Source organism: Pseudarthrobacter sp. KH_020_B (assembly GCF_057840185.1).
The window spans coordinates 3,492,425-3,514,119 of the sequence record NZ_CM174506.1 but is presented as its reverse complement, the minus strand read 5'-3'; the positions used below and the strand labels follow the sequence as shown (position 1 = coordinate 3,514,119).

Sequence of the window (21,695 nt, the reverse complement as noted above, 5' to 3'; positions counted from 1 at the left end):
AAAGGACCTTCAATGTCTGTTTCTGAAAACCAGGGTTTCAACACGCGCGCCGTCCACGCCGGCCAGGCCTTCGAACCCCGCACCGGCGCCGTGGTGCCGCCGGTGCACTTCAGCTCCACCTACGCCCAGGACGGCATCGGCGGGCTCCGCGACGGCTACGAATACGGCCGCGGCACCAACCCCACCCGCGACGCCCTGCAGGAGCAGCTCGCCGCCCTCGAAGGCGGGACCCACGCATACTCCTTCAGCTCCGGCCTCGCCGCGGAGGATTCCCTGATCCGGGCACTGACCCGGCCCGGCGACCACATCGTGCTCGGCAACGACGCCTACGGCGGCACGTACCGGCTCATCAACCGCGTGCTCGGCGACTGGGGGATCGGCAACACCCCCGTGGACATGGCGGACCTGGACGCGGTCCGCAAAGCCGTGGCCGCGAACAAGACCCGCTTCGTCTGGGTGGAGACCCCCTCCAACCCGCTGATGAAGATCACCGATATTGAGGCGCTTGCCGCAATAGCGCACGACGCCGGGGCCCTCCTCGTGGTGGACAACACCTTCGCGTCGCCCTACCTGCAGACCCCGCTCGCCCTGGGTGCCGACGTCGTGGTTCACTCCACCACCAAGTACATCGGCGGGCACTCCGATGTGGTGGGCGGCGCCATCGTGGTCAACGACGCGGACCTCGCGGAGAAGATCGGCTTTGTGCAGTTCGCGGTGGGTGCGGTGTCCGGCCCGATGGACGCGTTCCTCACCACCCGCGGCCTGAAGACCCTCGGCGTGCGCATGGACCGGCACAGCGACAACGGCCAGGCCGTGGCCGAATGGCTGCTGGAACGCCCCGAGGTGGAGGCCGTCCTGTACCCGGGCCTGCCCTCGCACCCCGGCCACGAGCTGGCGAAGAAGCAGATGAAGAAGTTCGGCGGCATGGTGTCCGTCCAGTTCAAGGGCGGCGAGGCGGCGGCCCGCACGGTCGCGGAAAACACCTCGGTGTTCACACTGGCGGAGTCCCTGGGCGGCATCGAATCGCTGATGAACTACCCGTCGGAGATGACGCACGCCTCCGTCAAGGGCACGGAACTGGCGGTTCCGGTCAACCTGATCCGGCTCTCCTGCGGCATCGAGGACGTGGAAGACCTTATTGCGGACCTGGAGCGCGCCTTCACGTTCCTCAAGTAGCACCGCGCTCAAGTAGCACCGCGCTCCATCCAAGGGCACCCTGGCTTTCTTCAAGAAAGTTAGCTAGGGTGCCTTTATGGTTCTCCGCTCCGACTGGTCCCAGCGCAACTGCAGCATGGCACGCGGTCTAGACATTTTGGGCGACCCCTGGAGCATTCTGGTGCTCCGCGAGGTCTTTTTCGGCAACGGGCGCTTCGACGCCATGAAGTCCCGGCTGGCCGTCGCGGACTCGGTGCTCACCAGACGCTTGGCGGGTCTCGTGGAGTTCGGCCTGCTTGAGAAGAAGGCGTACGACGACGGCGGCCGCACCCGCCAGGAGTACGTCCTGACTCCCAAGGGCGAGGACGCGCTCCCGGTGCTGAACGCCGTGGTTATGTGGGCGGAAAAGCACCTCCCGGCACCCTCTGACCAGGCCCACATGTTCGTGATCCATTCCGGCTGCGGCCAGCGGACCGGCTCCGCGGACACCTGCACCGGCTGCGGGGAGCGGCTCACGGCCGCGAACACGAGCTGGCACAGCCTCACCCGGACGGACGCGCCCGTGCAGCTGGCCACCGCCGCATGAGCGCCACCGAAACCACCCGCCGCCGGCGCCTTCACCCCGCGTGGATCGTCGCGGCGGTCGCCTTCCTGGCGCTTGTGGGAGCTGCCGGATTCAGGGCTGCCCCGGGTGTGCTTATGGTGCCGCTGCAGCAGGAGTTCGGCTGGTCCACCACCGTGCTGTCCGCAGCAGTCAGCATCAACCTGGTGCTGTTTGGCCTGACCGCACCCTTCGCCGCGGCCCTGATGGAAAAGTTCGGGATCCGGGCCGTCACCGCCACCGCCCTGGTGATGATCGGCGCCGGCAGCGCCCTTACGGTTCTGGTCACCGAGTCCTGGCAAATCCTCCTGACCTGGGGCCTGCTGATTGGGCTGGGTACCGGCTCCATGGCGCTCGTCTTCGCCGCCACCATCGCCAACACCTGGTTCTCCAAGAGCCGCGGCCTGGTGATCGGCATCCTGACCGCCGGCAGCGCCGCGGGCCAACTGGTCTTCCTGCCGTTCATCGCGATGCTCGCCCAGGATCCGGGCTGGCGGCAGGCCTCGCTGCTGATCGCCGCCGGCGCGCTCGCGGTGGTACCGCTGGTGCTGAAGTTCCTCAAGAACTCACCGGCCGACGTCGGCGCCTTGCCTTACGGTGAAACGGCACCTGAGGAGGGAACGGCTGCGTCCCCTGCCGCGGGTCCCGTGGACAGCGGGCGGAGCAGCAACGCCGCGGTGCGCGCCCTCCAGGTGCTCAAGCGTGCCAGCAAGGTGCGGACGTTCTGGGCGCTCGTGGCGGGCTTCGCGATCTGCGGGGCAACGACGAACGGCCTGATCGGCACCCACTTCATCCCCTCCGCCCACGACCACGGCATGCCCGAAACCACCGCGGCCGGGCTGCTCGCCGTCGTCGGGATCTTCGACATCCTGGGGACCATCGCCTCCGGCTGGCTGACCGACCGGTACAACCCTAAAATCCTGCTGGCCGTCTACTACCAGTTCCGGGGGATCGGCCTGCTGGTGCTGCCGCTGCTCCTGAGCGCCACCGTCCAGCCAAGCATGATCGTTTTTGTGGTGATCTACGGCCTGGACTGGGTGGCCACCGTGCCGCCCACTGCAGCCATCTGCCGGAAAACATTCGGCGCGGACGGCAGCGTGGTGTTCGGCTGGGTGTTCGCGGCCCACCAGCTGGGCGCGGCCGCGGCTGCCCTCGGCGCCGGTGCCATCCGCGACGCCACCGGCCAGTACACCTACGCCTGGTTCGGCGCGGCCGCCATGTGCACTATTGCCGCCGTGATCAGCGCGACCATCCGCAAGGACGCCGGCGCCAAGGAACCGGTGGCCGTGGCGGCCTGAGCCGGACGTCCGGAACGTGTCGAGATGGCACTTCACGGCAGTCGCGGCGCGAAACACTGCCGCGAAGTGCCATCTCGGCGGCTTACCCGGCCGACCCGATGCGCAGCGTCAGCGTGCGGGCCTCCGGACGAAGCGCGAAGTCCGGCCAGACGTCCGGGCCGCAGGCGCGTGAACCCAAACCATGCTGGGCGGCGTCCAGGTAGAGGTAGCTCTGCTCGCTCGGAGGCAACTCATGGGGGTGGGCCGCGGCGCTGACCTCCTGTGCGGTGTGACGGGTCAACGTGAAACCGGGCCGGCGCCCGCGGGCATCCGCCACGGTGTCGATCTTCAGCCACGGTGCGCCCGCGTTGTCCAGCTCGAGTGACCGCACGGCACTGCGGTGCCCGCTCTCCTGGGGCTTCGCGTACGGCACCGTGAGCTCTTCGATGGCTGCCGAATACCTCCCGATCAGTGCCGCGTGCATGCTGTCCGGATACGATTCCCGCGGCCCGGCACCGAACCAGGACGCGCCGTCCACGGAGCCGGGCAAATCGAACCGGACCCCGATGCGTGGCCAGATGATGTCCCAGCCGGCACTGGGGACGATGTCAAGGCGCAGCCACAGCTCCCCGCCCGCGAGCTGCCACTGCTCCTCGACCGTCACGGAGTCGGCGCTGTCGGCCGGCGCGTACCGGGTCCGGACCGCCACGCGTTCGGCGGTTGCCGAGACGTTTTCCACTCGGGCAGTCAGGCGGTCCAAGCCGGCCTGCCGCCAGACCGCGGACGATGACGGGGCCGGAACGCCGTTTCCGTTGTTCAGCCAGGGGTCGCCGAGATCGTAGCTGCCGCGGCCCGTTCCGCCGTCGTTGTCCGTCGGTGCGCGCCACAGCTCCAGGCGGGGACCGGCCACGGACAAACCGCCCAGCGACACGAGCCGGCCCTCCTCGAAGACGGCGGGCCCGAGGTTCAGTGTTCTAGTGCCCGAGGAGCCCGTGCCTGAGGAGTCGACCCCTGAGGAGCCCGTGCCCGAGGAGCCGGTCCGGGCGGCGGAAGCCAGGGGACGCGGCGCCTGAACCGAAGGCGTAGGCGCGGTGAGATCCAGCTGTGCCGCAGAAATTACGTGGCCGGCCGGGGCCCAGTCTGTGTCCTTTCGGAGCAGGGCTTCAACGGTGAGCCAGTGCTCGCCGTTACCTGAGACGGCAAACTCCGGTAGCTCCAAGGTTACTGATTCGCCTGCCGCAAGGGCCTTGCCGGACGTGCCAGCCACTGCCAGTTCGCCCGAACCGCTGCGGACACCGTCCACCTCCGTCCGCCACCGGAGCACGACGTCGGACGCGTCCGCCGAGTGCCGCAGATTGGCGACCGTGATGAACCGCCGCGCACCGCCGTCGGACGCTGTTCCTACGGGTGCCTCAGTGCCGAAGCTCAGGCGAATTGGCGCCACGATCTGTTTGTATTCGAACAATCCGGGGCTCGGCGTCGAATCGGAGAGGACCATTCCGTCCATCACGAAATTGCCGTCATGGATGACCTCGTTGAAATCGCCGCCATAGGCGAAGAATTCGGTCCCGTCCTCCGTGCGGGTGCGGATGCCGTGGTCGCGCCATTCCCAGACGAAACCACCGTGCAGCCGGGGGTAGCGGTCAACAAGGTCCTCATATTGGTCAATGGCACCCGGGCCGTTGCCCATCGCGTGCACGTACTCGCATAGGATGAACGGTTTGGTCCGCTGGCGAGCCGACTCGGCGGCGGAACAGCCCAGCAGCAGGGAGCCGGAGTCGTCCCGGCCGATCGCCTCGGTCTCGGGCACCGAGGAGTACATCCGCGAATAGACGTCCGTGTAGGCGCCGCTGTAGTCGCCCTCATAGTGGACGGGGCGTCCGGTGTCACGGGCATGGGCCCACGCGGCCATGGCTGCGAGGTTGGCGCCTGTGCCGGCCTCGTTGCCGAGCGACCACATCACGATGGAGGGGTGGTTCTTGTCGCGCTCGATGGTGCGCTCGATGCGGTCCACGAAGGCTTCGCGCCAGGCGGGATCGTCGCTGGGATTGCCGGCCCACTGCTGGGCATGGAATCCATGGGTTTCAAGGTCACACTCAAGGACAACCCAGAAGCCCATTTCGTCGGCCAGGTCCAGCAGCCGCGGATGCGGGGGATAGTGGCTGGTGCGGATCGCGTTGACGTTGAACTGCTTCATGAGGGCCAGGTCGGCGCGGGCAAATTCCTCGTCGAAGACGCGGCCCCGGTCCGGGTGGGTCTCATGCCGGTTCATGCCGTGGAACACCACTCGCCGGCCGTTCACCAGAAAGCGGTCGCCCACGATTTCCACCGTGCGGAAACCGAGGCGGAGGGAGAGCGTTTCGGCGGCGCTGCCCACCGTTGCGTCGTACAGCCGCGGGATCTCGGCAGACCACGGTTCGACGGCGCCGATCACCACCGGGGCGACGTCCGCCGCAGTGTTCCACGTGACGTTGACGCCCAGCTCCGGTACGGAGAGCGTCACCGGGAAGGCGTCACCGGTTGCGGTGATTTCAGGGTCAATCGTGCCTGTTCCGGAATCGCCGGAGCCGCTGAACGAGGTCCGCAGCCAGACGTCGTCGATGCCGCCCGCAGGCCGGGCCTGGAGCGTGACGTCGCGGAAGATGCCCGGCAGCCACCACTGGTCCTGGTCTTCGAGGTAGCTCGACGCCGACCACTGGTGTACGCGCACGGCCAGCACGTTCGTTCCCGGGCGCACCACATCGGTGACGTCGAACTCCTGGGCCAGCCGGCTCCCGACGCCGACGCCGATCGGAACGCCGTTGACCCACACCTTGTACCGCGATTCGACGCCGTCGAACCGCAGCAGGATCCGTTCGGCATGGGTCCATGCCCCCGGCACTTCGAAGGTGCGCCGGTAGTCGCCGGTGGGATTCTCGTCGGGGACGTTGGGTGCATCGGTGGGGAAGGGAAAGCGCACATTGGTGTAGATGGGCCGCCCATAACGCCCGTCGCCTTCCAGCACCCAGTGGGCCGGGACGGCGATCTCGTCCCATGACGAGTCATCGAAGGTCTCCTCGGCGACGCCCTCGACAGCCTCGCCGGCGGGCAGGACGCCGCGGCCCCCGGGGGTTCCTGGTGCGCCGGGCAGGAGACGGAAGCGCCAATTGCCGTTGAGCGACTGGGTGGGAGCATTGCTGTGCAGCCAGGAGCGGGCGGCGCTCCGCCTGCCCGAACCCGGTCCGCGGTCGATGATGTAGGAGGCATCGGCGGTGTGCCCGGATGCTGTGGACTGGGCCATTACTTGACTGCTCCTTCTGTGAGTCCGCCGCGCCAGAAGCGCTGCAGGACGACCATGGCGATGCTGAGCGGGATGATCGACAGCAGTACGCCGCCGGTTGTCAGTTCGTAGAATTCGGGCAGGCGGTCAACCTGGCTCAGCCAGGTGTTCAGCCCGAGCGTAATCGGATACAGCCCGGTATCGGAGAGCATCACCAGCGGCAGGAAGTAGTTGTTCCAGATTCCCACCAGCTGGAAGAGGAAGACCGTGACGAGCGCCGGGGTCAGCACGCGCAGGCCGATCGTGTGGAAGATCCGCAGTTCGCTGGCGCCGTCGAGCCGGGCGGCCTCGATCAGTGAGGTGTCCACCGTGGCCTGCGAATAGATCCTGCACAGGAACAACCCGAACGGCGAGACCAGGGAAGGCAGGAGGACGCTCCAGTAGGTGTTCGCCAGGCCGAGTTGGCTGAACAGCAGGAAGAGCGGCAGTGCCGTGGCGGTTCCGGGTACCAGCACGCCGCCCAGGATGGTTCCGAAGACCAGGTTCCGGCCGCGGAACTCGTACTTCGCCAGCGCGTAGCCGCCCGCCGCAGCGAAGTAGGTGGCGAGGAGGGCGCCGACGCCGGCGTACAGCACCGAATTCAGGAACCACCGGAGGAAGATGCCGTCGTCGACGCTGAGCACCTGCACAATGTTGTCCCACAACGAGAACGTGGGAGCGAACCAGAATCCGTTGGTGGAGAACAGGTCCTCCGTGGATTTTGTCGCAGCGACAACCACCCAGTAGACGGGGGTGAGGAAGTACAAGGCCACCACCACCAGCAGCCCGGTGACGATGATGGTGGACGAACGGCCCTTGCGGGCGGAACGGGCGGGCAGGGATTTGCTTGCGCCAGGGTCTGCTGATGTCGACGTCGGTGTCACGGTTGCAGTCATGATGACTTCCTGTTCGTGAATTTGAGGAAGGCGAAGGACAGGGTGAACGCGGCCAAGGCAATGAGCACTGCCTGTGCGGCCGCGACGTTGTAGTCGTTGTAGGCGAACGCCGTGGTGTACGCACTGAGGTTGGGGGTGTACTGGCTGTCGATGGCCGGTGCGACAGTCTTCAGGACCTCGGCTTCGGCGAACAGCTGCAGGGTGCCGATGATGGAAAAGACCGTTGTGAGGACAAGGGCGGGCTTGATCAGCGGCAACTGGATGCTGAGGGCGACGCGGAGTGTGGAGGCGCCGTCGACTTTCGCGGCTTCATACAGTTCGCCCGGGATGGCTTTCAGCTGGGCCACGATGATGAGCATGTTGTAGCCCGTGTAGCTCCAGGTGACAATGTTCGCGATGGACCACAGGACACTGTTTGCCCCGAGGAAATCGGGGGTCAGTCCCACGAGGGCGGCGATGTCGAACAGGGGACTAAGCCCCGGGACGTAGAGGAAGGACCACAGGATGGTCGCAATAACGCCCGGCACACCGTAGGGGAGGAAGTACGCCGCACGGAAGAAACTTGGCCATTTGGCCGATGCCGATTCGAGCATAAGCGCCAGCACCGTACAGAGGGCGATCATGACGGGGACCTGAACAATGCCGAACAGAAGCATCCGCCCGATCGAGGCGATGAAGCTGCCGTCGCCCAGCGCCTGCGCGTAGTTGCTGAACCCCGCGAATTCGCTTTTCACCCCGGTCTCCCCGAAAAGCCCGCTCCGGGTCACCTTGGTGAAGCTCGAGAGGACCGCGACGAAGATCGGGAGGACAAACGTGAGGATGAACAGCGCGAGGAACGGCGTGAGCAGCGTCCACGGCGCACGGGATGGGGCAGCTGTTCTGTTGCCGCGGACCTTCGTCCGGGCCGGAAGCTGCCTGGTTCGGTCGGGGCGGGACGTCGTCGTCATGCCGTTTCCTTTCGAATGCTGAGGCCCTTGTTCCTGAAGACGGCCATGATCTGTTGTTCTGCCGCGGCGATGGAATCGACCAGGCTTGTGCCTGACGCTTTCTTCCGGAAGCCGTCGCTGAGAATTTCGAATGATTGCTGGGTGACCGGCCACCATGTCCAGTCCGTGTTCTGCTGCTGCGTTGCCGGCACGAAGATCTCTTCGTTGTAGCGCTGGCCGCCGAAGAAGTCCGAGGGCCCCTGCCGGGGAGTGCCGATGAAGTCCGGTGTCGGCGACCACCCGATGCCGCTGTTGCTGATTTCGGCATCGATGCCCTCCTTCGACGAAGTCATCCACACCGCGAATTCGAGCGCTTCCTTGGGATGCTTGCTGTTGGCCAGCACGGCAGCGGTGGAGCCGCCCTGGTAGCTCGAGCCGAATCCCGAACCACCCCAGGTGGGCATCGGAGCCACCCGCCATTTGCCGTCGCCGCCGCTGACGCCTTTGATGAGGGCGTCTCCCCAGCTGGCGGTGACCACGGAGGCGATGGTTCCCTTGGCCGCGGCGGCGAACCAGCCGGGTGAGTAGGGGCGGAAGGCGGTCTGGACGAGATCCTCGTTGATGGCGTGATCGAAGAAGCGGGCGGCCTTCATCGTGGCGTCGTCGGTCATGTTGATGACCCAGCCGTCTTCCTCTGCGCGGAACCAGCTGGCGCCGGCCTGGGCAGCGAACGAAGAGAACACCGAAGCGTCGCTGAGCGGGAAACAGTCCAGGTAGACGTCCTTCGTGCGCAGCTCGCGGGCCAGTGCAGCCCATTCGTCCCAGGTTCCGGGGGTGGTGCCGCCAACCTGGTCAAGGACGGCCGGCTGGTAAAACATCGCCATCGGTCCCGAGTCCTGGGGGATGCCGTAGACACCGCCCGTGAAGCTGACCTGGCCCCACAGCGTCCCGTCGTACAGGTGGGCGTAGTCGTTGGCGCCGTACCGGGCCAGGTCAACGAGCCCGTTCACCAGCATGAATTCGGGGATGGACCGCATCTCGACCTGGCCGAGGTCCGGCCCACCGCCGGCGGCCAAGGCCGAATACAGCTTTTGATAGCCGCCCCTGTTACCGCCGGGAATCCACACTGTTTCCACCTGGACACCGGGATGCGAGGCGTTCCAGATATCGGCCACCTTCTGGGCATCCTTGAGCCAGGTCCAGTACGTCAGCGTGATCTTCTCGCCGCCCGCTGCCGGTGCGATGACCGGGGCGGAATTGACCGAGCGTGTGCCTGGAGTCGCGCAGCCGCCGAGCAGCCCCATGGCTGCAGTGCCGAGGCCGGCGCCCAAGAGTTGTCTTCGCGTGAATCGGGCCATTTGCCTTCACCTCGTTGTGTTGGGGTTAACGTGTCCGTGAATGTGATGCCAGGCACGTCTGGAATCGGATAGGAGATAGGCTAACACAAAACTCGAGTGGACACTCGAGTTTTGTTTTGTCGAACACTTCCGCCTGTACACTGGCTTGCCATGACCACAAAAGAGGTGAGCCGGCCATCCCGGCGGGGACCATATGCGAAGTCGACGGAACGCCGGCACGCGATCCTTGTTGCCGCGCACGCCGTGTTTGCGGCCCACGGATACCGCGGGGGCTCCCTGCAGGATGTTGCTGACCGCGTTGGAATGAGCCAGACGAGCCTCCTGCATTACTTCCCGTCGAAAAGGGAGCTCCTGCTTGCCGTGCTCAATTGGCGCGACTCGATTACCGGAGATGGCACCACGCCTCCCGATCCGGAAGAAACGCTCGTTGACGCCGTGATCCGCCAGGCGCGCTTCAACGAAGAGATCCCAGGCGTCATCGAGTTGTACACCGTGCTGTGCGCGGAATCCGTCACGGACAGCCATCCGGGGCGCGAATACTTCACCGAACGATTTGAACGGCTGCGGCGGAGCTACACCCGGCGGTTCATGCAGCTGGCCGAGGAAGGGCGGCTGCGCGACGGCGTGGAACCGGAAGCCGCCGCGGCATCGTTGATTGCCCTGTGGGACGGCATCCAGACACAGTGGCTGCTGGCGCCGGGCAGCGTCGACATGGCGGGGTGCCTGCGTGGCTACCTTGAGCTGGTCATCCTGCCTGACTAACCAAACGTACCCGCCCAACTAGCTCGCAGTTAACGTCGTGAAAAGCGCTTTTGACGACGTTAACTGCGAGCTACTTGGGCAGGGTTACCGGAACGCGCCGAGGCCCGTGATGTGCTGGCCCAGCACCAGCATATGGACCTCATCTGTGCCCTCGTAGGTGCGGACTGACTCCAGGTTGGCAGCGTGCCGGAGCGGCGAATAGTCCAGCGTGATGCCGTTGCCGCCGAGGATGGAGCGGGCGTCCCGGGCGATCTTGATGGCCTCGCGCACGTTGTTCAGCTTGCCCAGCGAGATCTGCTCGGGCCGCAGCTTCCTCTCGTCTTTGAGGCGCCCCAGGTAGAAGGCCAGCATGGTGCCCTTCTGGATCTCCAGCAGCATGTTCACGAGCTTTTCCTGCGTCAGTTGGTACCCGGCCAGCGGCTTGCCGAACTGCAGCCGGTCCTGGGAATAGGCCAGGGCGGCTTCGTAGGAATCGCGCGCGGCGCCCATGGCACCCCAGACGATCCCGTAGCGGGCCTCGTTCAGGCAGGTAAACGGCCCGCGCAGGCCCAGCGCGCCCGGAAGCATGGCCTCCGGACCCAGCCGGACGCCGTCGAACGTTATATCGCACTGGATGGAGGCGCGCATGGACAGTTTCCGGGCGATGGGCGTGGCGGTCACGCCCGGCGTTCCGGCCGGCACCAGGAAGCCGCGGACGCCGTCGTCGGTTTGGGCCCACACCACCATCACCCCGGCCACGGAGGCCAGCCCGATCCAGCGCTTGACGCCGTCCAGGACCCAGCCGGCGTTGTCCCCGGTACCGTCGCGGCGTGCAAAAGTGGTCATCGACGACGGGTCGGAGCCCGCGGTGGGTTCAGTCAGGGCGAAGCAGCCGATGACCTCGCCGGCGGCCATCCGGGGGAGCCACTCCTGTTTCTGGTCCTCCGAGCCCCATTTGTGGATGGCCGTCATGGCCAGGGACCCCTGGACAGAGACGAAGGTCCGGATCCCGGAATCGCCGGCCTCGAGTTCCATCGCGGCCAGGCCGTATTCGACGGCGGAGCGGCCGGGGCAGCCGTAGCCGTCCAGGTGCATCCCCAGGACGCCCAGCTCGCCGAGTTCGGGTGCCAGCTCCAGGGGAAAGACGGCGTCGTCATACCAGCGGGCGATGTTTGGTTTGATCCGCTGGTCGGTAAAGTCGCGGATCCGCTGCTGGAGGGCCCGCTCCTCAGCGCTCAGCAGCGCATTTAGGGCCAGGACGTCGGACGGGTCCCGTGTAACGGGCACTTCGGCGGTGACTTCAGCGTCGCTCATCTGAGTATCTTAGGCCGACGTCGGACTGGCGGCTGCCGCCGCCGGCTTCCCGGTGAAGTACTCCCGCGTTGACGGCAGGAACCGGCAGACAACGGCCAGGACGACGCCGAGGGCCAGGAGCACCACGCCGCTGACAAACGCCCCGCCGACGCCGAAGATCTGCGTGTCACCGTACGCCGGATCCCACATCTGGACGGCCGAGATGAAGAACGCCGCCGTGAGGATCAGTGCCCCGAGCAGCGGAAGGATGCCCCGGAACCAGAGGTTGCGGGCCGATCCCCGGAAAGTGCCGCGGAAATACCAGAAGCATGCGAAGCCAGTCAGCGCGTAGTAGAAGGCGATGAACAGGCTGATGGCGCTGATGGAATCGGAGAGCAGGTTTTCGCTGAGGAAACTCATGGCCACGTAATACACCACGGCCGCTGCGCCCATGACCTGGGTGGAGAACCCCGGGGTCTGGTTGCGCGGGTGGACCGCGCCGAACTTCGGCGGCAGTGCGCCGTGCACGCCCATGGACAGGGTGCCGCGGGCCGTGGGCAGGATGGTGGTCTGCGTGGAGGACAGGACCGAGGCCAGCACGGCCACCACAATCAGCCAGCCCCATGGACCCAGGACCACGTCTTTCATCGCCAGGAACACGTCGGACTGGTTCGCTTCGTTGCCCAGGCCAATGCCCTCGGTGCCAACCGTGGCGTACATCATCACCAGGAGGGCCACCGAGACGTAGATGGCCACCAGGACAAAGGCCGAAATGACGGCGCCGCGCCCCGGCGTGGTGGACGGGTTTTCGGTCTCCTCGTTCACGGCCAGGCAGGTATCCCAGCCCCAGTAGATGAACAGGGCAAGGAGCGAACCGTGCACCACGGCGCCCGGGTCCGCGAAGGCACCGGCCGGGTTGAACCACTCAAAATCGAATGCCTGGCCTTCGGGTGCCCCGCCCGTGATTCTCACAATGACGGCCAGGGCGAAAATGCCCAGCGCGACGTACTGCACGTAGGTCAGGACCCGCTGGACGTGCTCGCCAAGCCGGATGCCCCGGTAGTTCACCAAGGTCATGAAGACGATGAACAGCACACCGGTGGCCGTGACCACCACCTTGTTTTCGGCCAGTGAGCCGTCGCCAATCAGCAGCCACAGGTACTGGCCGGCCACCTGGGCCAGGTTGGCCAGGACCACAATGCCGGCCAGGGCAACACCCCAGCCGCCCAGCCAGCCGGCCCACGGGCCGAACGCCCGGCGGGACCAGGTGAACGTGGTGCCGCAGTCCGGCATGGCGCTGTTGAGCTCGCGGAAGGCGTAGGCGATGAACAGGACGGGGATGAACCCGAGGACCAGGATCAGCGGGGTGTAGTTTCCATTGACGGCCACGATCAGGCCCAGCGTGGCGGCCAGCGAATACACGGGCGCCGTGGACGCGAGCCCCAGCATGACCGAGTCGCCGAGGTCCAGGATCCCCGCACGGAGCCCCTTGTCGGGGACGGCACCGCCGGACGATCGGCCGGAACCGCCGCCCGCCGTCGTCGTCTCCGCACTCATAATGTCACCGGGCTCGGGAAGGTCAGAGGGCTCATAGTGCGATACCTGCTTTGCTGGAGTGGGCCTGCGCTGAAAGCGGCGCCGGGGCGTCGATGGTGTTGGGCACAAAACGGCAGAAGTAATCGGTGATGGGCCCGTCCGATTCCCGGATCCCGCAGCCCACCGACTCGCCGTCCACTACCCAGAGGCCAAGGACGGGGTGGTTGCCGTCGAAGTCGGGCAGCGCATGGAACTGCTGGTAGCACCAGCCCTCACGGCCGTACCCGCCGGGCTGCTCAAGGCTGATGCCCGGGGCATGGATCTTGATGTTGTCGCCCTCGCGGCCATGCAGCGGCTTGGCCACCCATTCCTTCAGGGGCCCGGGCTCGTTGAGGTAGGCGGGCACCAGGTTGGGGTGGTCCGGGTACAGGTGCCACAGCGCGGCCAGCAAGGCCTTGTTGGAGAGCAGCATTTTCCAGGCAGGTTCCACCCAGCGTGGATTGTGTGCGCGCTGCAGTAGCCGGTGCCCGAACGGCTCCTTCATCATCAGCTCCCAGGGGTACAGCTTGAACATGGTGCTGATCATGAAGTTGTCCAGGTCCACAAAGCGGTTCAGGTTGGGGTCCCAGCCGATGTCGGACATGTTGATGCCGATGGTGGTCCAGCCCGCCTGGCTGGCCACGTCCCGCATGTAGGCGGCCGTCATCCAGTCCTCGCCGGACTCCTCAGCCTCGGAATGGGCAATGTGGAGGGTGCTCATGCCGGTGCGGTACTGCATTTTCTTCCACTGCCGGATCAGGGCCTCGTGGATACCGTTCCACTGGTCCTTTTCCGGGAACACGTCCTGCAGCCAGAACCACTGCGCGACGGCGGCCTCGATCAGGCCGGTGGGGGTGTCGGCGTTGTACTCCAGCATCCTGGCGGGTCCGCCCTGGCCGTCGTAGATGAAGTCGAAGCGCCCGTAGATATCCATGTCCGCGGCCTGCAATGACTCAGCCGCGAGCTCCAGTGCCTGCGGGCCGATGCCGATGTTCCCCATGGCGCCGGTGGCCAGGAACTTGGCCGCCTCCAGGCACATCTTGTGCATGTCCTCGGCCGTGACCTCCAGCGTCTCCACCTCGTCCATGGTGAATTCGTAGTAGGCGGCCTCGTTCCAGTATTCAATCTTCTTACCGTCGGGCATGGTGGTGGTGGAGAAGACCAGGCCCTGCTCTTCGATCTTCTGCTTCCAGTCAGGCCTGGGCTCCGATAACAGCCGCTTCACGCCTAGCCCCCCGAGATCTTGCCGCCGCCACCGCTGGTCCCGCTCTTGGCGCTGGTGCCGAAGCCGCCCCGGCTGACAGTACCGCCTTGGGTGCTGTAGCCGGTGGAGGCCTTCGCGCCGCTGGGGACGGTTCGGGTGTAGTTAGGTGCCGTGGACCGGTTCTGGCCCACGGCCGGGACGAAGGCGCCGCGGGAGAAGAAGTACCAGGCGTAGATCCCGCCGGCCCTCCCTGCCGAACTATTGCAGTTGGTGTCCTCCACGCGCTCGCCGGTTTCGTCGTTGAAACAGACCTGGGCGTAGTCGGGTTCGGCCTGGTTGCTGGCCACGACAGCAGTGATGGTGCCGGCGAGCAGCGCGGTCACGCCCAAACCCACGACGACGGTTCGCCGCTGGGAGCGCTTCTTGCGCGCCGCCGCATCATGGGCCTGGCGCTCGCGGTCCCGGGCGAAGGGGTCCACGGGGGTGACCGGTTCGTTGAGGAGTTCCGGGCGCAGCTCCGGCTTGGGCACCTGCCACGGCGACGGTTTCGGCGCGCCCTTGGCTTGGTCCTTGTCCGGACCGCTGCCCTGGTCCTTGCCCTGGTCCTTTTCCGGGTCCATGACGTCCCCCCTCGGTAGTCCATGCTGAATGTGGGCGCACCTGTGCGCCGTAGCTCAATCCTGAAATCAGCCTAGCCGGTGCCCCGGTCAGTCGCGAGCGGAAACCGCGGGAGAAGTCCCCACCCGGCCGCACAAGCTCAATGCACCCGCGGGAACCTACACTGGAGCCATGGAAACCGCATCTGTGCTTGCCGTCTGCCGGGTACACCAGCTCCTGAGTGATGAGGGGAGCGTGGGCGTCACGGCCATCGACAAACGTGCCGTGGACGGTCCGGTCAAGGTCCACAAGCTCGGCCTCCACGGGGATATCCAGGCGAGCCGCATCCACCACGGCGGCCTGGACCAGGCGCTGTACGCCTATTCGCAGGACGATGCCGACTACTGGGTGGGTGAACTGCAGCGTGAGCTGCCGCCCGGAATTTTCGGGGAGAACCTGAGGGTGGCCGGCATCGGGACCACCACGGCGGTGATCGGCGAACGGTGGAAGATCGGCCTGGACGTCGAAGTCGAGGTCACGTCCCCCCGTGTTCCCTGTGCCGCCTTCCAGCGCCGCATGGATGAGGCCCAATGGGTCAAGCGTTTCACCGAAGCAGGCCGGGTGGGTACGTACCTTCGCGTCATCAGGACGGGGACCATCCAGGCGGGGGACCACATCCACAGGCTGTTCGTTCCCACCCACGGCGTGACCATCGGCAAGTGGTTCAGCGAGCCCGCAGTCGAGGATATGGAAGCTCTGCGTGATGCGGACGCGGACGGCGAAATCCGCCTGCAGCCGGAGTTCCACGAGGAATTCGAGAAGCTTCAGCGGCGCCTGGGCGTGTGACACCCGTCCGCAGGCCCCCGCACGCGGCGGGTACCACTGAGGCTGGCCCCCGAACCGGCGGCCGTGTGCGCAAGCTCACCGCCGCCGTCGTACGCTCAATTAGCCGCAAAGCGGATCTGTACCTTACACTTGAAACATCCCCCACTCCGGAAATCCCTTATTCCTGCCCAATTTTTGAGGCAGGACTGGCAAGTGTTGGGGCCCGCTATTGTGATGCGGGCATTTTCATAGGGAGAGCCGGCTAAAGAAAACGCTGTACAGACTGCTGGGATAGCAGCCAAGAGATGCAGCGGGAAGTCCTGCCACGGGATTGCGAAAGCGCCGGACTTCTAAGTGACCGGCCGGTCAATGTATGCCCGGCACCCACGGCACACGTACTGCGGCTCCGCTCACCTCGGGTTGTGCCGCCTGGCCCCCTATGGATGAGGAAATTTCCCTATGCCCGAAAATCAAAGCGACGCCACCGCCGAAGCAGTAACTGCCGAAACCGTCGCCGTCGAATTCACCGAAGCCGTTGCCCCCGCAGCAGAGCCCGCCGCCGCTGAAGCTGAAGCCCCCGCCGCTCCCGCTGAAGAAGCCCCCGCCAACGTCGAGGAAGCTCCGGTCGCCAAGACCGAAGAAGCTCCCGCCAAGGTTGAGGAAGACGAAGACGAAGGCGTGAAGTTCGCCGATCTCGGCATCGACGGCCGCGTCCTCGCCGCCCTGCAGGATGTCGGCTACGAAAAGCCTTCCCCCATCCAGGCAGCAACCATCCCGCTGCTGCTCGAAGGCCGCGACGTTGTGGGCCTCGCCCAGACCGGTACCGGTAAGACTGCAGCATTCGCAGTACCGGCCCTGTCCCGCCTGGCCGAGCTGCACGACCTCAACGGCCCGTCCCGCAAGACGCAGGCCCTGGTCCTGGCTCCGACCCGCGAGCTCGCGCTCCAGGTTGCCGAGGCCTTCACCTCGTACGCCAAGCACATCGATGACTTCACCGTCCTCCCCGTCTACGGCGGCTCCGCCTACGGCCCCCAGCTCGCCGGCCTGCGCCGCGGTGCCCAGGTTGTCGTGGGTACTCCCGGCCGTGTGATCGACCACATCTCCAAGGGTTCCCTGGACCTGTCCGAGCTCCAGTACCTCGTGCTGGACGAGGCTGATGAAATGCTGCGCATGGGCTTCGCCGAAGACGTGGAGCAGATCTTCCAGCAGACCCCGTCGGACCGCCAGGTTGCACTGTTCTCGGCCACCATGCCGGGCCAGATCCGCCGCATGTCCAAGCAGTACCTGAACAACCCGGCCGAGATCTCGGTCAAGTCCAAGACCACCACCGGCGCCAACACCCGCCAGCGGTACCTGCAGGTCATGGGCCCGCACAAGCTTGACGCCCTGACCCGCATCCTCGAGGTTGAAGAGTTCGACGGCGTTATCGCCTTCGTGCGCACCAAGATGGCTACCGAGGACCTGGCTGACAAGCTGAAGTCCCGCGGCTTCCAGGCTGCCGCCATCAACGGCGACATCCCGCAGCAGCAGCGCGAACGCACTGTTGATGCGCTGAAGGAAGGCCGCATCGACATCCTGGTGGCCACCGACGTCGCCGCCCGTGGCCTTGACGTTGAGCGCATCAGCCACGTGGTCAACTACGACATCCCGCACGACACCGAGTCCTACGTCCACCGCATCGGCCGCACCGGCCGTGCAGGCCGTTCCGGTGACGCCATCCTGTTCATGACGCCGCGCGAGAAGTACCTGCTGCGTTCCATCGAGAAGGCCACCCGCCAGCCGGTGGAGCAGATGCACCTGCCCACGGCCGAGACCGTGAACACGCTGCGCCTGGGCAAGTTCGCCGAGCGCATCACCGAGACCCTCGAGTCCGAGGATGTTGCAGCGTTCCGCGACCTCATCTCCTCCTACGAGGAGGAGCACAACGTCCCGGCGTCGGAGATCGCTGCCGCACTGGCCGTTATGGCGCAGGGCGGGCAGCCGCTGCTGGTCAAGGAACTGCCTGCAGCTCCTGAGTTCCAGAAGCGCGAACGCGCCAAGGACGGCTTCGGCTCACGGGGCCCCACCCGGACGCTCACCGAGGGCAACGCCACCTACCGGATCGCCGTCGGACGCCGCCAGCGCGTTATGCCTGGCTCCATCGTGGGCGCCATTGCCAACGAAGGCGGCATCTCCTCGGCCCAGATCGGCGGCATCGACATCCGTGCGGACCACTCCCTCGTGGAGCTCCCCGCGGACCTCAGCTCCGACCAGCTGAAGGCCCTGTCCCGCACCCGGATCGGCGGCGAGCTGATCCACCTCGAGCTCGACAACGGCCGCAAGCCCTCCGGCGACCGTGGCAGCTACCAGGGTGACCGTGGCGGCGACCGCGGCGGCTACCAGGGCAACCGTGGCGGCGACCGCGGCGGTTACTCCGGTGGCGGAGACCGTGGAGGCAACTTCAAGGGCAACGGCGGGTTCAAGAAGGAATTCCGCAAGACCGACGGCGAGCGTAGCTCCGCTGACCGCGGCGGCCGCTCCTTCAGCGACCGCAACGAGCGCGGCGTGGGCAGCGACACCCGCAAGCCGCGCACCGAAGGCGGCTTCAAACCCCGCAACAAGTGGTAACAACTGCTTCCTGAAGTGAACTGAGAACGGGCCGGCTTCCTGCCGGCCCGTTCTGCTTTAAGCTCACACCCCTTATGTTCGCTTCGTCACATCCCCGCCGGCAGCCGTCCCCGGGCCGTCTCAGTGGCTGGCCGGAGGCCCCGGGGAGCCCGGATTTCCGGCATTTTTGCCGGTTCCGGCGTCGTTTTGGCGCCGATTTGTTGGTGGCGAAATCATCCGGTAGAGTATTTACTCGTTGCCCCCCTAGCTCAGTGGTAGAGCGCGTTCTTGGTAAGAACGAGGTCACCGGATCGATTCCGGTGGGGGGCTCTGGATGAGGGCCTGTGTCAAGGCGGTTTTTGACCGGCTTGGCGCAGGTTTTTCTCATTCGTGGCGGTGTAGCTCAGTTGGTTAGAGCGCACGACTCATAATCGTGAGGTCGGGAGATCGAGCCTCCCCACCGCTACAGGCTAAGCCCCCGGAATCCCCCGAGATTCCGGGGGTTTTCTTGGCGTATGGGGATACATCACTTCATGCAGCATTCCTTTGCTTTCCCTGAAAATCCCGTTCCTTCTCCGGGAGGTGGCTACAAAATGGCTACTGAAGCTAGCGCCTGCTGCGCCCGCTGGATACCGCGTTGCCGTGCTAGAGGAGGACGTAAGGGCCTCACTGGGGGTTGAGCTAGAAGTGCCGCCTGTTGCTGCTAGGCCTCTCCTGGCCTTGCCTAACGTCACCAGACGTAGAGTTAGGTGTATGGGCGTCGGGCATTGGGGGACTTCATGCAGAAACGGGCATTGACACCGTTGCTTGTGGTGCTGCTGGCCGCTTGTGGGCAGTCTGTGCCAATCGACTACCCGCGCTCAGCATCCAAGGATGATCGTTGGGGCGTGGGTGTTAGCTTCCCCGTCTTTGAATCCATAGAAGACTGCGCGGCTGACCCGAGTGTAGAGAAGTCTCTTATGACTGCCGACATGCCTACTTCCCGCCTTGGTGTACGCCTGAATGCAGGGGCGTCAGAGACTGACGCCCTGCGAGTCGCCGACTGCTTGCGTGAAGCCATAAGTAGCGGCGACATCACGATCCTCGTCCCTCCGGCCTGAATCGTGCGGACAATCGAGTAGGAGGGCCGGGAAACCCGGCCCTCCTACTCGATTCTCCAGGCGAGCCAGCGTGTTTCCGTGGCGCTAGGCAGTGACAAGCCAGGCTTTTCGCCGTAGCTTTGCAGCACCTGGCGATGGGGATATCGGTGGACTTCTTCGAAACAATCATGGTTCCGTTCAAGTGGCTGGTGTCCGCCATCATGGTTTGGTTCCACGACGTCTTGAGCACCATCGGCATGCCTGCTGCGAACGGCTGGACGTGGACTTTGTCCATCATTGGGCTGGTGCTGATCATTCGTGCCGCCTTGATTCCAGTGTTCCTGAGACAGGTCAACGCCCAGCGCCGGATGCGGCTCCTGCAGCCGGACCTGAAGAAGCTGCAGGACAAGTACAAAGGCAAGACGGATCCGCTGTCCCGGCAGGCCATGGCACAGGAACAGATGGCCCTGTACAAGGAACACGGGACCAACCCTCTGTCCGCCTGCCTGCCGATGCTCATCCAGGTGCCGTTCTTCTTTGGGCTCTTCCAGGTACTCTCCGGAATCACAGGTGCAGCCAGGCAAGACCAGGGCATCGGAGCGATGAGTCCCGAGCAGGTGGTGCAGTTCGACGAGTCGAGCATTTTTGGCGCCCCGCTGTCAGCGTCGGTGCTGCACGGCGGGGGTGATCCGGCCGCGGTCGCAGTCCTGACTATCCTGATGATCCTGGCCATGACGGCCGCACAGTTCATGACGCAGAGACGGATCATGGCCAGGAGTATGCCTGAGGAATCCGCGGACAATCCGTTGATACGACAGCAGAAGATGATCCTGTATGTCCTGCCGCTCATCTTCGGCGTTGGCGGCGTCCTCTTCCCGATCGGCGTCCTGATCTACTGGACCACCACTAACCTCTGGACCTTGGCGCAACAGTTCTTCATTAAGTGAGGGGGCGCCTACCCAACAGGGCACGACGGCGGCACAATGGGCGGATGGGCCAGCTCATCTACTCAGGAATCGCGTCCCTGGACGGCTACATGGCAGACCGGGACGGCAACTTCAGCTGGAGCGAGCCGGACGAGGAAGTCCATACGTTCGTCAATGATCTCGAACGTGGTGTGGGCACCTACCTTTTCGGCCGCCGCATGTACCAGGTCATGTCTGCGTGGGAAACCTTCGATACCCCCGATCTGCCGGACTACATCCGGGACTTCGCGCGGATCTGGCAAGGGGCAGAGAAGGTTGTCTTCTCCACCACTCTCACCGCCGTATCCACGGCCAAGACCAGGATCGAGCGGACGTTCGACGCCGACGCCGTCCGGGACCTGAAGAACGCCACTGACGGGCACATCGGCATCGGCGGCCCCACGCTGGCCTCCGCCGCGCTGCAGGCGGGGCTGGTGGACGAATGCTGGCTCCTCCTCAATCCGGTGGCGGTCGGGGGAGGCTTGCGCTTCCTGCCGGACGGGCTGAGCCTGCGGCTGGAACTCCTCGACGAGCGCACCTTTGGAAACGGCGTGGTTTATCTCCGCTACCGCACGCGGGCATAGGGGGCAGAATGGGGGCATGACCAGCATCGTTATCATTGGCGGCCACGGCAAAGTGGCCCTCCACCTGTCCGCGCTTCTTACAACCGAAGGCCACAGCGTCACGTCCATCATCCGCAACCCGGACCAGGCCGCTGACGTCGCGGCTACCGGCGCTACGCCGTCGGTCGTGGACGTTGAAAATTCGACGACGGCGGCAATCGCCGATGCCCTCCGGGGACATGACGCCGTGGTCTGGTCCGCCGGGGCCGGGGGAGGGAACCCGGAACGCACCTATGCGGTGGACCGGGACGCGGCCATCCGGTCGATGGACGCGGCGGCGGAGGCCGGCGTCGGGCGTTATGTAATGGTCTCCTACCTGGGCGCGGGGCCGGACCACGGCGTCCCGGCGGAGAACAGTTTCTTTGCCTACGCGGACGCCAAAGCAGCGGCGGATGAATACCTGCGCGGCACCGCACTGGCCTGGACCATCCTGGGTCCCGGGACGCTGACGGACCAGCCGGGAACAGGGCTTATCGAAGTGGACCCCGGCCGGGACGGCAGCGGAACAACCTCCCGCAGCAACACGGCCAGTGTGGCAGCAGCCGTCCTTGACCTGCCCGAAACGGCGGGGAGGACCATCGAATTCCGCGACGGCACGCTGCCCATTGCCGCCGCCCTGGAGCCGCGGCCGTAGCCGAGGGGACCGGACCACGGCGCTGGGAATAACACAGCGCGAACGGACAGTTGAGGCCCCGG

The 21,695-nt window shown here is 65.6% G+C and carries 17 protein-coding genes and 2 tRNA genes; 11 read left to right on the top strand and 8 right to left on the bottom strand.

Going from position 1 to position 21,695, the window contains the following annotated elements:
• The first annotated feature begins 12 nt into the window (after window positions 1-12).
• From AC3IT0_RS16280 to AC3IT0_RS16270, 3 genes are all read left to right on the top strand, one after another.
• Window positions 13-1,176: a cystathionine gamma-synthase gene (locus tag AC3IT0_RS16280; protein WP_489320727.1), complete on the top strand. Its 1,164-nt coding sequence runs from the start codon at window positions 13-15 to the stop codon at window positions 1,174-1,176.
• 76 nt (window positions 1,177-1,252) lie between these two features.
• Window positions 1,253-1,741, top strand: a complete 489-nt coding sequence (locus AC3IT0_RS16275) for a winged helix-turn-helix transcriptional regulator (RefSeq protein ID WP_489320726.1) — start codon at window positions 1,253-1,255, stop codon at window positions 1,739-1,741.
• The gene (locus AC3IT0_RS16270) at window positions 1,738-3,054 is read left to right on the top strand and encodes an MFS transporter (RefSeq protein WP_489320725.1); all 1,317 of its coding nucleotides are present in this window, start codon (window positions 1,738-1,740) and stop codon (window positions 3,052-3,054) included. Before AC3IT0_RS16275 ends, AC3IT0_RS16270 begins: the two co-directional genes overlap by 4 nt.
• Window positions 3,055-3,136: 82 nt before the next feature.
• Here the strand turns inward: AC3IT0_RS16270 and AC3IT0_RS16265 are convergent, their stop codons facing one another.
• The 4 genes from AC3IT0_RS16265 to AC3IT0_RS16250 are packed head-to-tail and all read right to left on the bottom strand — an operon-like array spanning window position 3,137 to window position 9,511.
• Window positions 3,137-6,313 (bottom strand): glycoside hydrolase family 2 TIM barrel-domain containing protein, encoded by a 3,177-nt coding sequence (locus AC3IT0_RS16265; RefSeq protein WP_489320724.1) that lies wholly within the window; start codon window positions 6,311-6,313, stop codon window positions 3,137-3,139.
• The gene (locus AC3IT0_RS16260) at window positions 6,313-7,227 is read right to left on the bottom strand and encodes a carbohydrate ABC transporter permease (RefSeq protein ID WP_489320723.1); all 915 of its coding nucleotides are present in this window, start codon (window positions 7,225-7,227) and stop codon (window positions 6,313-6,315) included. The genes AC3IT0_RS16265 and AC3IT0_RS16260 overlap by 1 nt, the downstream gene beginning before the upstream one ends.
• On the bottom strand, window positions 7,224-8,174 hold the full coding sequence (locus tag AC3IT0_RS16255; protein ID WP_489320722.1) for a carbohydrate ABC transporter permease: 951 nt from the start codon (window positions 8,172-8,174) through the stop codon (window positions 7,224-7,226). Before AC3IT0_RS16255 ends, AC3IT0_RS16260 begins: the two co-directional genes overlap by 4 nt.
• On the bottom strand, window positions 8,171-9,511 hold the full coding sequence (locus tag AC3IT0_RS16250) for an ABC transporter substrate-binding protein (RefSeq protein WP_489320721.1): 1,341 nt from the start codon (window positions 9,509-9,511) through the stop codon (window positions 8,171-8,173). The genes AC3IT0_RS16255 and AC3IT0_RS16250 overlap by 4 nt, the downstream gene beginning before the upstream one ends.
• Window positions 9,512-9,661: 150 nt before the next feature.
• On the opposite strand from AC3IT0_RS16250, the gene AC3IT0_RS16245 reads away from it, so the two are divergent.
• Window positions 9,662-10,273 carry a TetR/AcrR family transcriptional regulator gene (locus tag AC3IT0_RS16245; protein WP_489320720.1) on the top strand — a complete coding sequence of 204 codons (612 nt, stop codon included), beginning with the start codon at window positions 9,662-9,664 and terminating at the stop codon, window positions 10,271-10,273.
• Window positions 10,274-10,357: 84 nt separating this feature from the next.
• Here the strand turns inward: AC3IT0_RS16245 and AC3IT0_RS16240 are convergent, their stop codons facing one another.
• Genes AC3IT0_RS16240 through AC3IT0_RS16225 form a run of 4 tightly spaced genes read right to left on the bottom strand, consistent with a single transcriptional unit; the run spans window position 10,358 to window position 14,944 of the window.
• On the bottom strand, window positions 10,358-11,566 hold the full coding sequence (locus AC3IT0_RS16240; protein WP_489320719.1) for an acyl-CoA dehydrogenase family protein: 1,209 nt from the start codon (window positions 11,564-11,566) through the stop codon (window positions 10,358-10,360).
• A 9-nt stretch (window positions 11,567-11,575) separates the two neighbouring features.
• Window positions 11,576-13,102: an APC family permease gene (locus AC3IT0_RS16235; RefSeq protein ID WP_489320718.1), complete on the bottom strand. Its 1,527-nt coding sequence runs from the start codon at window positions 13,100-13,102 to the stop codon at window positions 11,576-11,578.
• Between the two features lie 31 nt (window positions 13,103-13,133).
• Entirely contained in the window at window positions 13,134-14,345 is a 1,212-nt protein-coding gene (locus tag AC3IT0_RS16230; RefSeq protein WP_489320717.1) for a glutathionylspermidine synthase family protein, read from the bottom strand.
• Window positions 14,346-14,347: 2 nt separating this feature from the next.
• Window positions 14,348-14,944 carry a Tat pathway signal protein gene (locus tag AC3IT0_RS16225; RefSeq protein ID WP_489320716.1) on the bottom strand — a complete coding sequence of 199 codons (597 nt, stop codon included), beginning with the start codon at window positions 14,942-14,944 and terminating at the stop codon, window positions 14,348-14,350.
• Window positions 14,945-15,113: 169 nt separating this feature from the next.
• Here AC3IT0_RS16225 and AC3IT0_RS16220 point away from each other — a divergent pair, with 169 nt between their 5' ends.
• The 7 genes from AC3IT0_RS16220 (at window position 15,114) to AC3IT0_RS16190 (ending at window position 21,633) form a co-directional block, all read left to right on the top strand.
• Window positions 15,114-15,767 (top strand): MOSC domain-containing protein, encoded by a 654-nt coding sequence (locus AC3IT0_RS16220; protein ID WP_489320715.1) that lies wholly within the window; start codon window positions 15,114-15,116, stop codon window positions 15,765-15,767.
• Window positions 15,768-16,205: 438 nt separating this feature from the next.
• Window positions 16,206-18,353, top strand: coding sequence for a DEAD/DEAH box helicase (locus AC3IT0_RS16215; protein ID WP_489320714.1), 2,148 nt, complete (start codon window positions 16,206-16,208; stop codon window positions 18,351-18,353).
• A 237-nt stretch (window positions 18,354-18,590) separates the two neighbouring features.
• Window positions 18,591-18,662 (top strand) — tRNA-Thr (locus AC3IT0_RS16210).
• A gap of 62 nt (window positions 18,663-18,724) precedes the next feature.
• A tRNA-Met gene (locus AC3IT0_RS16205) sits at window positions 18,725-18,798 on the top strand.
• A 780-nt stretch (window positions 18,799-19,578) separates the two neighbouring features.
• On the top strand, window positions 19,579-20,358 hold the full coding sequence (yidC, locus tag AC3IT0_RS16200) for a membrane protein insertase YidC (protein ID WP_489323825.1): 780 nt from the start codon (window positions 19,579-19,581) through the stop codon (window positions 20,356-20,358).
• A gap of 44 nt (window positions 20,359-20,402) precedes the next feature.
• Window positions 20,403-20,960: a dihydrofolate reductase family protein gene (locus AC3IT0_RS16195; RefSeq protein WP_489320713.1), complete on the top strand. Its 558-nt coding sequence runs from the start codon at window positions 20,403-20,405 to the stop codon at window positions 20,958-20,960.
• 16 nt (window positions 20,961-20,976) lie between these two features.
• Window positions 20,977-21,633, top strand: coding sequence for an SDR family oxidoreductase (locus AC3IT0_RS16190; RefSeq protein ID WP_489320712.1), 657 nt, complete (start codon window positions 20,977-20,979; stop codon window positions 21,631-21,633).
• The last annotated feature ends 62 nt before the right edge of the window (window positions 21,634-21,695 follow it).

What these genes read in the sequence shown, in the direction of transcription:
- AC3IT0_RS16235 (WP_489320718.1), bottom strand. Translation starts at nt 13,102, where the DNA reads ATGAGTGCGGAGACGACGACGGCGGGCGGCGGTTCCGGCCGATCGTCC.
- AC3IT0_RS16195 (WP_489320713.1), top strand. Translation starts at nt 20,403, where the DNA reads ATGGGCCAGCTCATCTACTCAGGAATCGCGTCCCTGGACGGCTACATG.
- AC3IT0_RS16220 (WP_489320715.1), top strand. Translation starts at nt 15,114, where the DNA reads ATGGAAACCGCATCTGTGCTTGCCGTCTGCCGGGTACACCAGCTCCTG.
- AC3IT0_RS16260 (WP_489320723.1), bottom strand. Translation starts at nt 7,227, where the DNA reads ATGACTGCAACCGTGACACCGACGTCGACATCAGCAGACCCTGGCGCA.
- AC3IT0_RS16245 (WP_489320720.1), top strand. Translation starts at nt 9,662, where the DNA reads ATGACCACAAAAGAGGTGAGCCGGCCATCCCGGCGGGGACCATATGCG.
- AC3IT0_RS16225 (WP_489320716.1), bottom strand. Translation starts at nt 14,944, where the DNA reads ATGGACCCGGAAAAGGACCAGGGCAAGGACCAGGGCAGCGGTCCGGAC.
- AC3IT0_RS16215 (WP_489320714.1), top strand. Translation starts at nt 16,206, where the DNA reads ATGCCCGAAAATCAAAGCGACGCCACCGCCGAAGCAGTAACTGCCGAA.
- AC3IT0_RS16190 (WP_489320712.1), top strand. Translation starts at nt 20,977, where the DNA reads ATGACCAGCATCGTTATCATTGGCGGCCACGGCAAAGTGGCCCTCCAC.
- AC3IT0_RS16270 (WP_489320725.1), top strand. Translation starts at nt 1,738, where the DNA reads ATGAGCGCCACCGAAACCACCCGCCGCCGGCGCCTTCACCCCGCGTGG.
- AC3IT0_RS16275 (WP_489320726.1), top strand. Translation starts at nt 1,253, where the DNA reads ATGGTTCTCCGCTCCGACTGGTCCCAGCGCAACTGCAGCATGGCACGC.
- AC3IT0_RS16265 (WP_489320724.1), bottom strand. Translation starts at nt 6,313, where the DNA reads ATGGCCCAGTCCACAGCATCCGGGCACACCGCCGATGCCTCCTACATC.
- AC3IT0_RS16280 (WP_489320727.1), top strand. Translation starts at nt 13, where the DNA reads ATGTCTGTTTCTGAAAACCAGGGTTTCAACACGCGCGCCGTCCACGCC.
- AC3IT0_RS16255 (WP_489320722.1), bottom strand. Translation starts at nt 8,174, where the DNA reads ATGACGACGACGTCCCGCCCCGACCGAACCAGGCAGCTTCCGGCCCGG.
- AC3IT0_RS16240 (WP_489320719.1), bottom strand. Translation starts at nt 11,566, where the DNA reads ATGAGCGACGCTGAAGTCACCGCCGAAGTGCCCGTTACACGGGACCCG.
- AC3IT0_RS16250 (WP_489320721.1), bottom strand. Translation starts at nt 9,511, where the DNA reads ATGGCCCGATTCACGCGAAGACAACTCTTGGGCGCCGGCCTCGGCACT.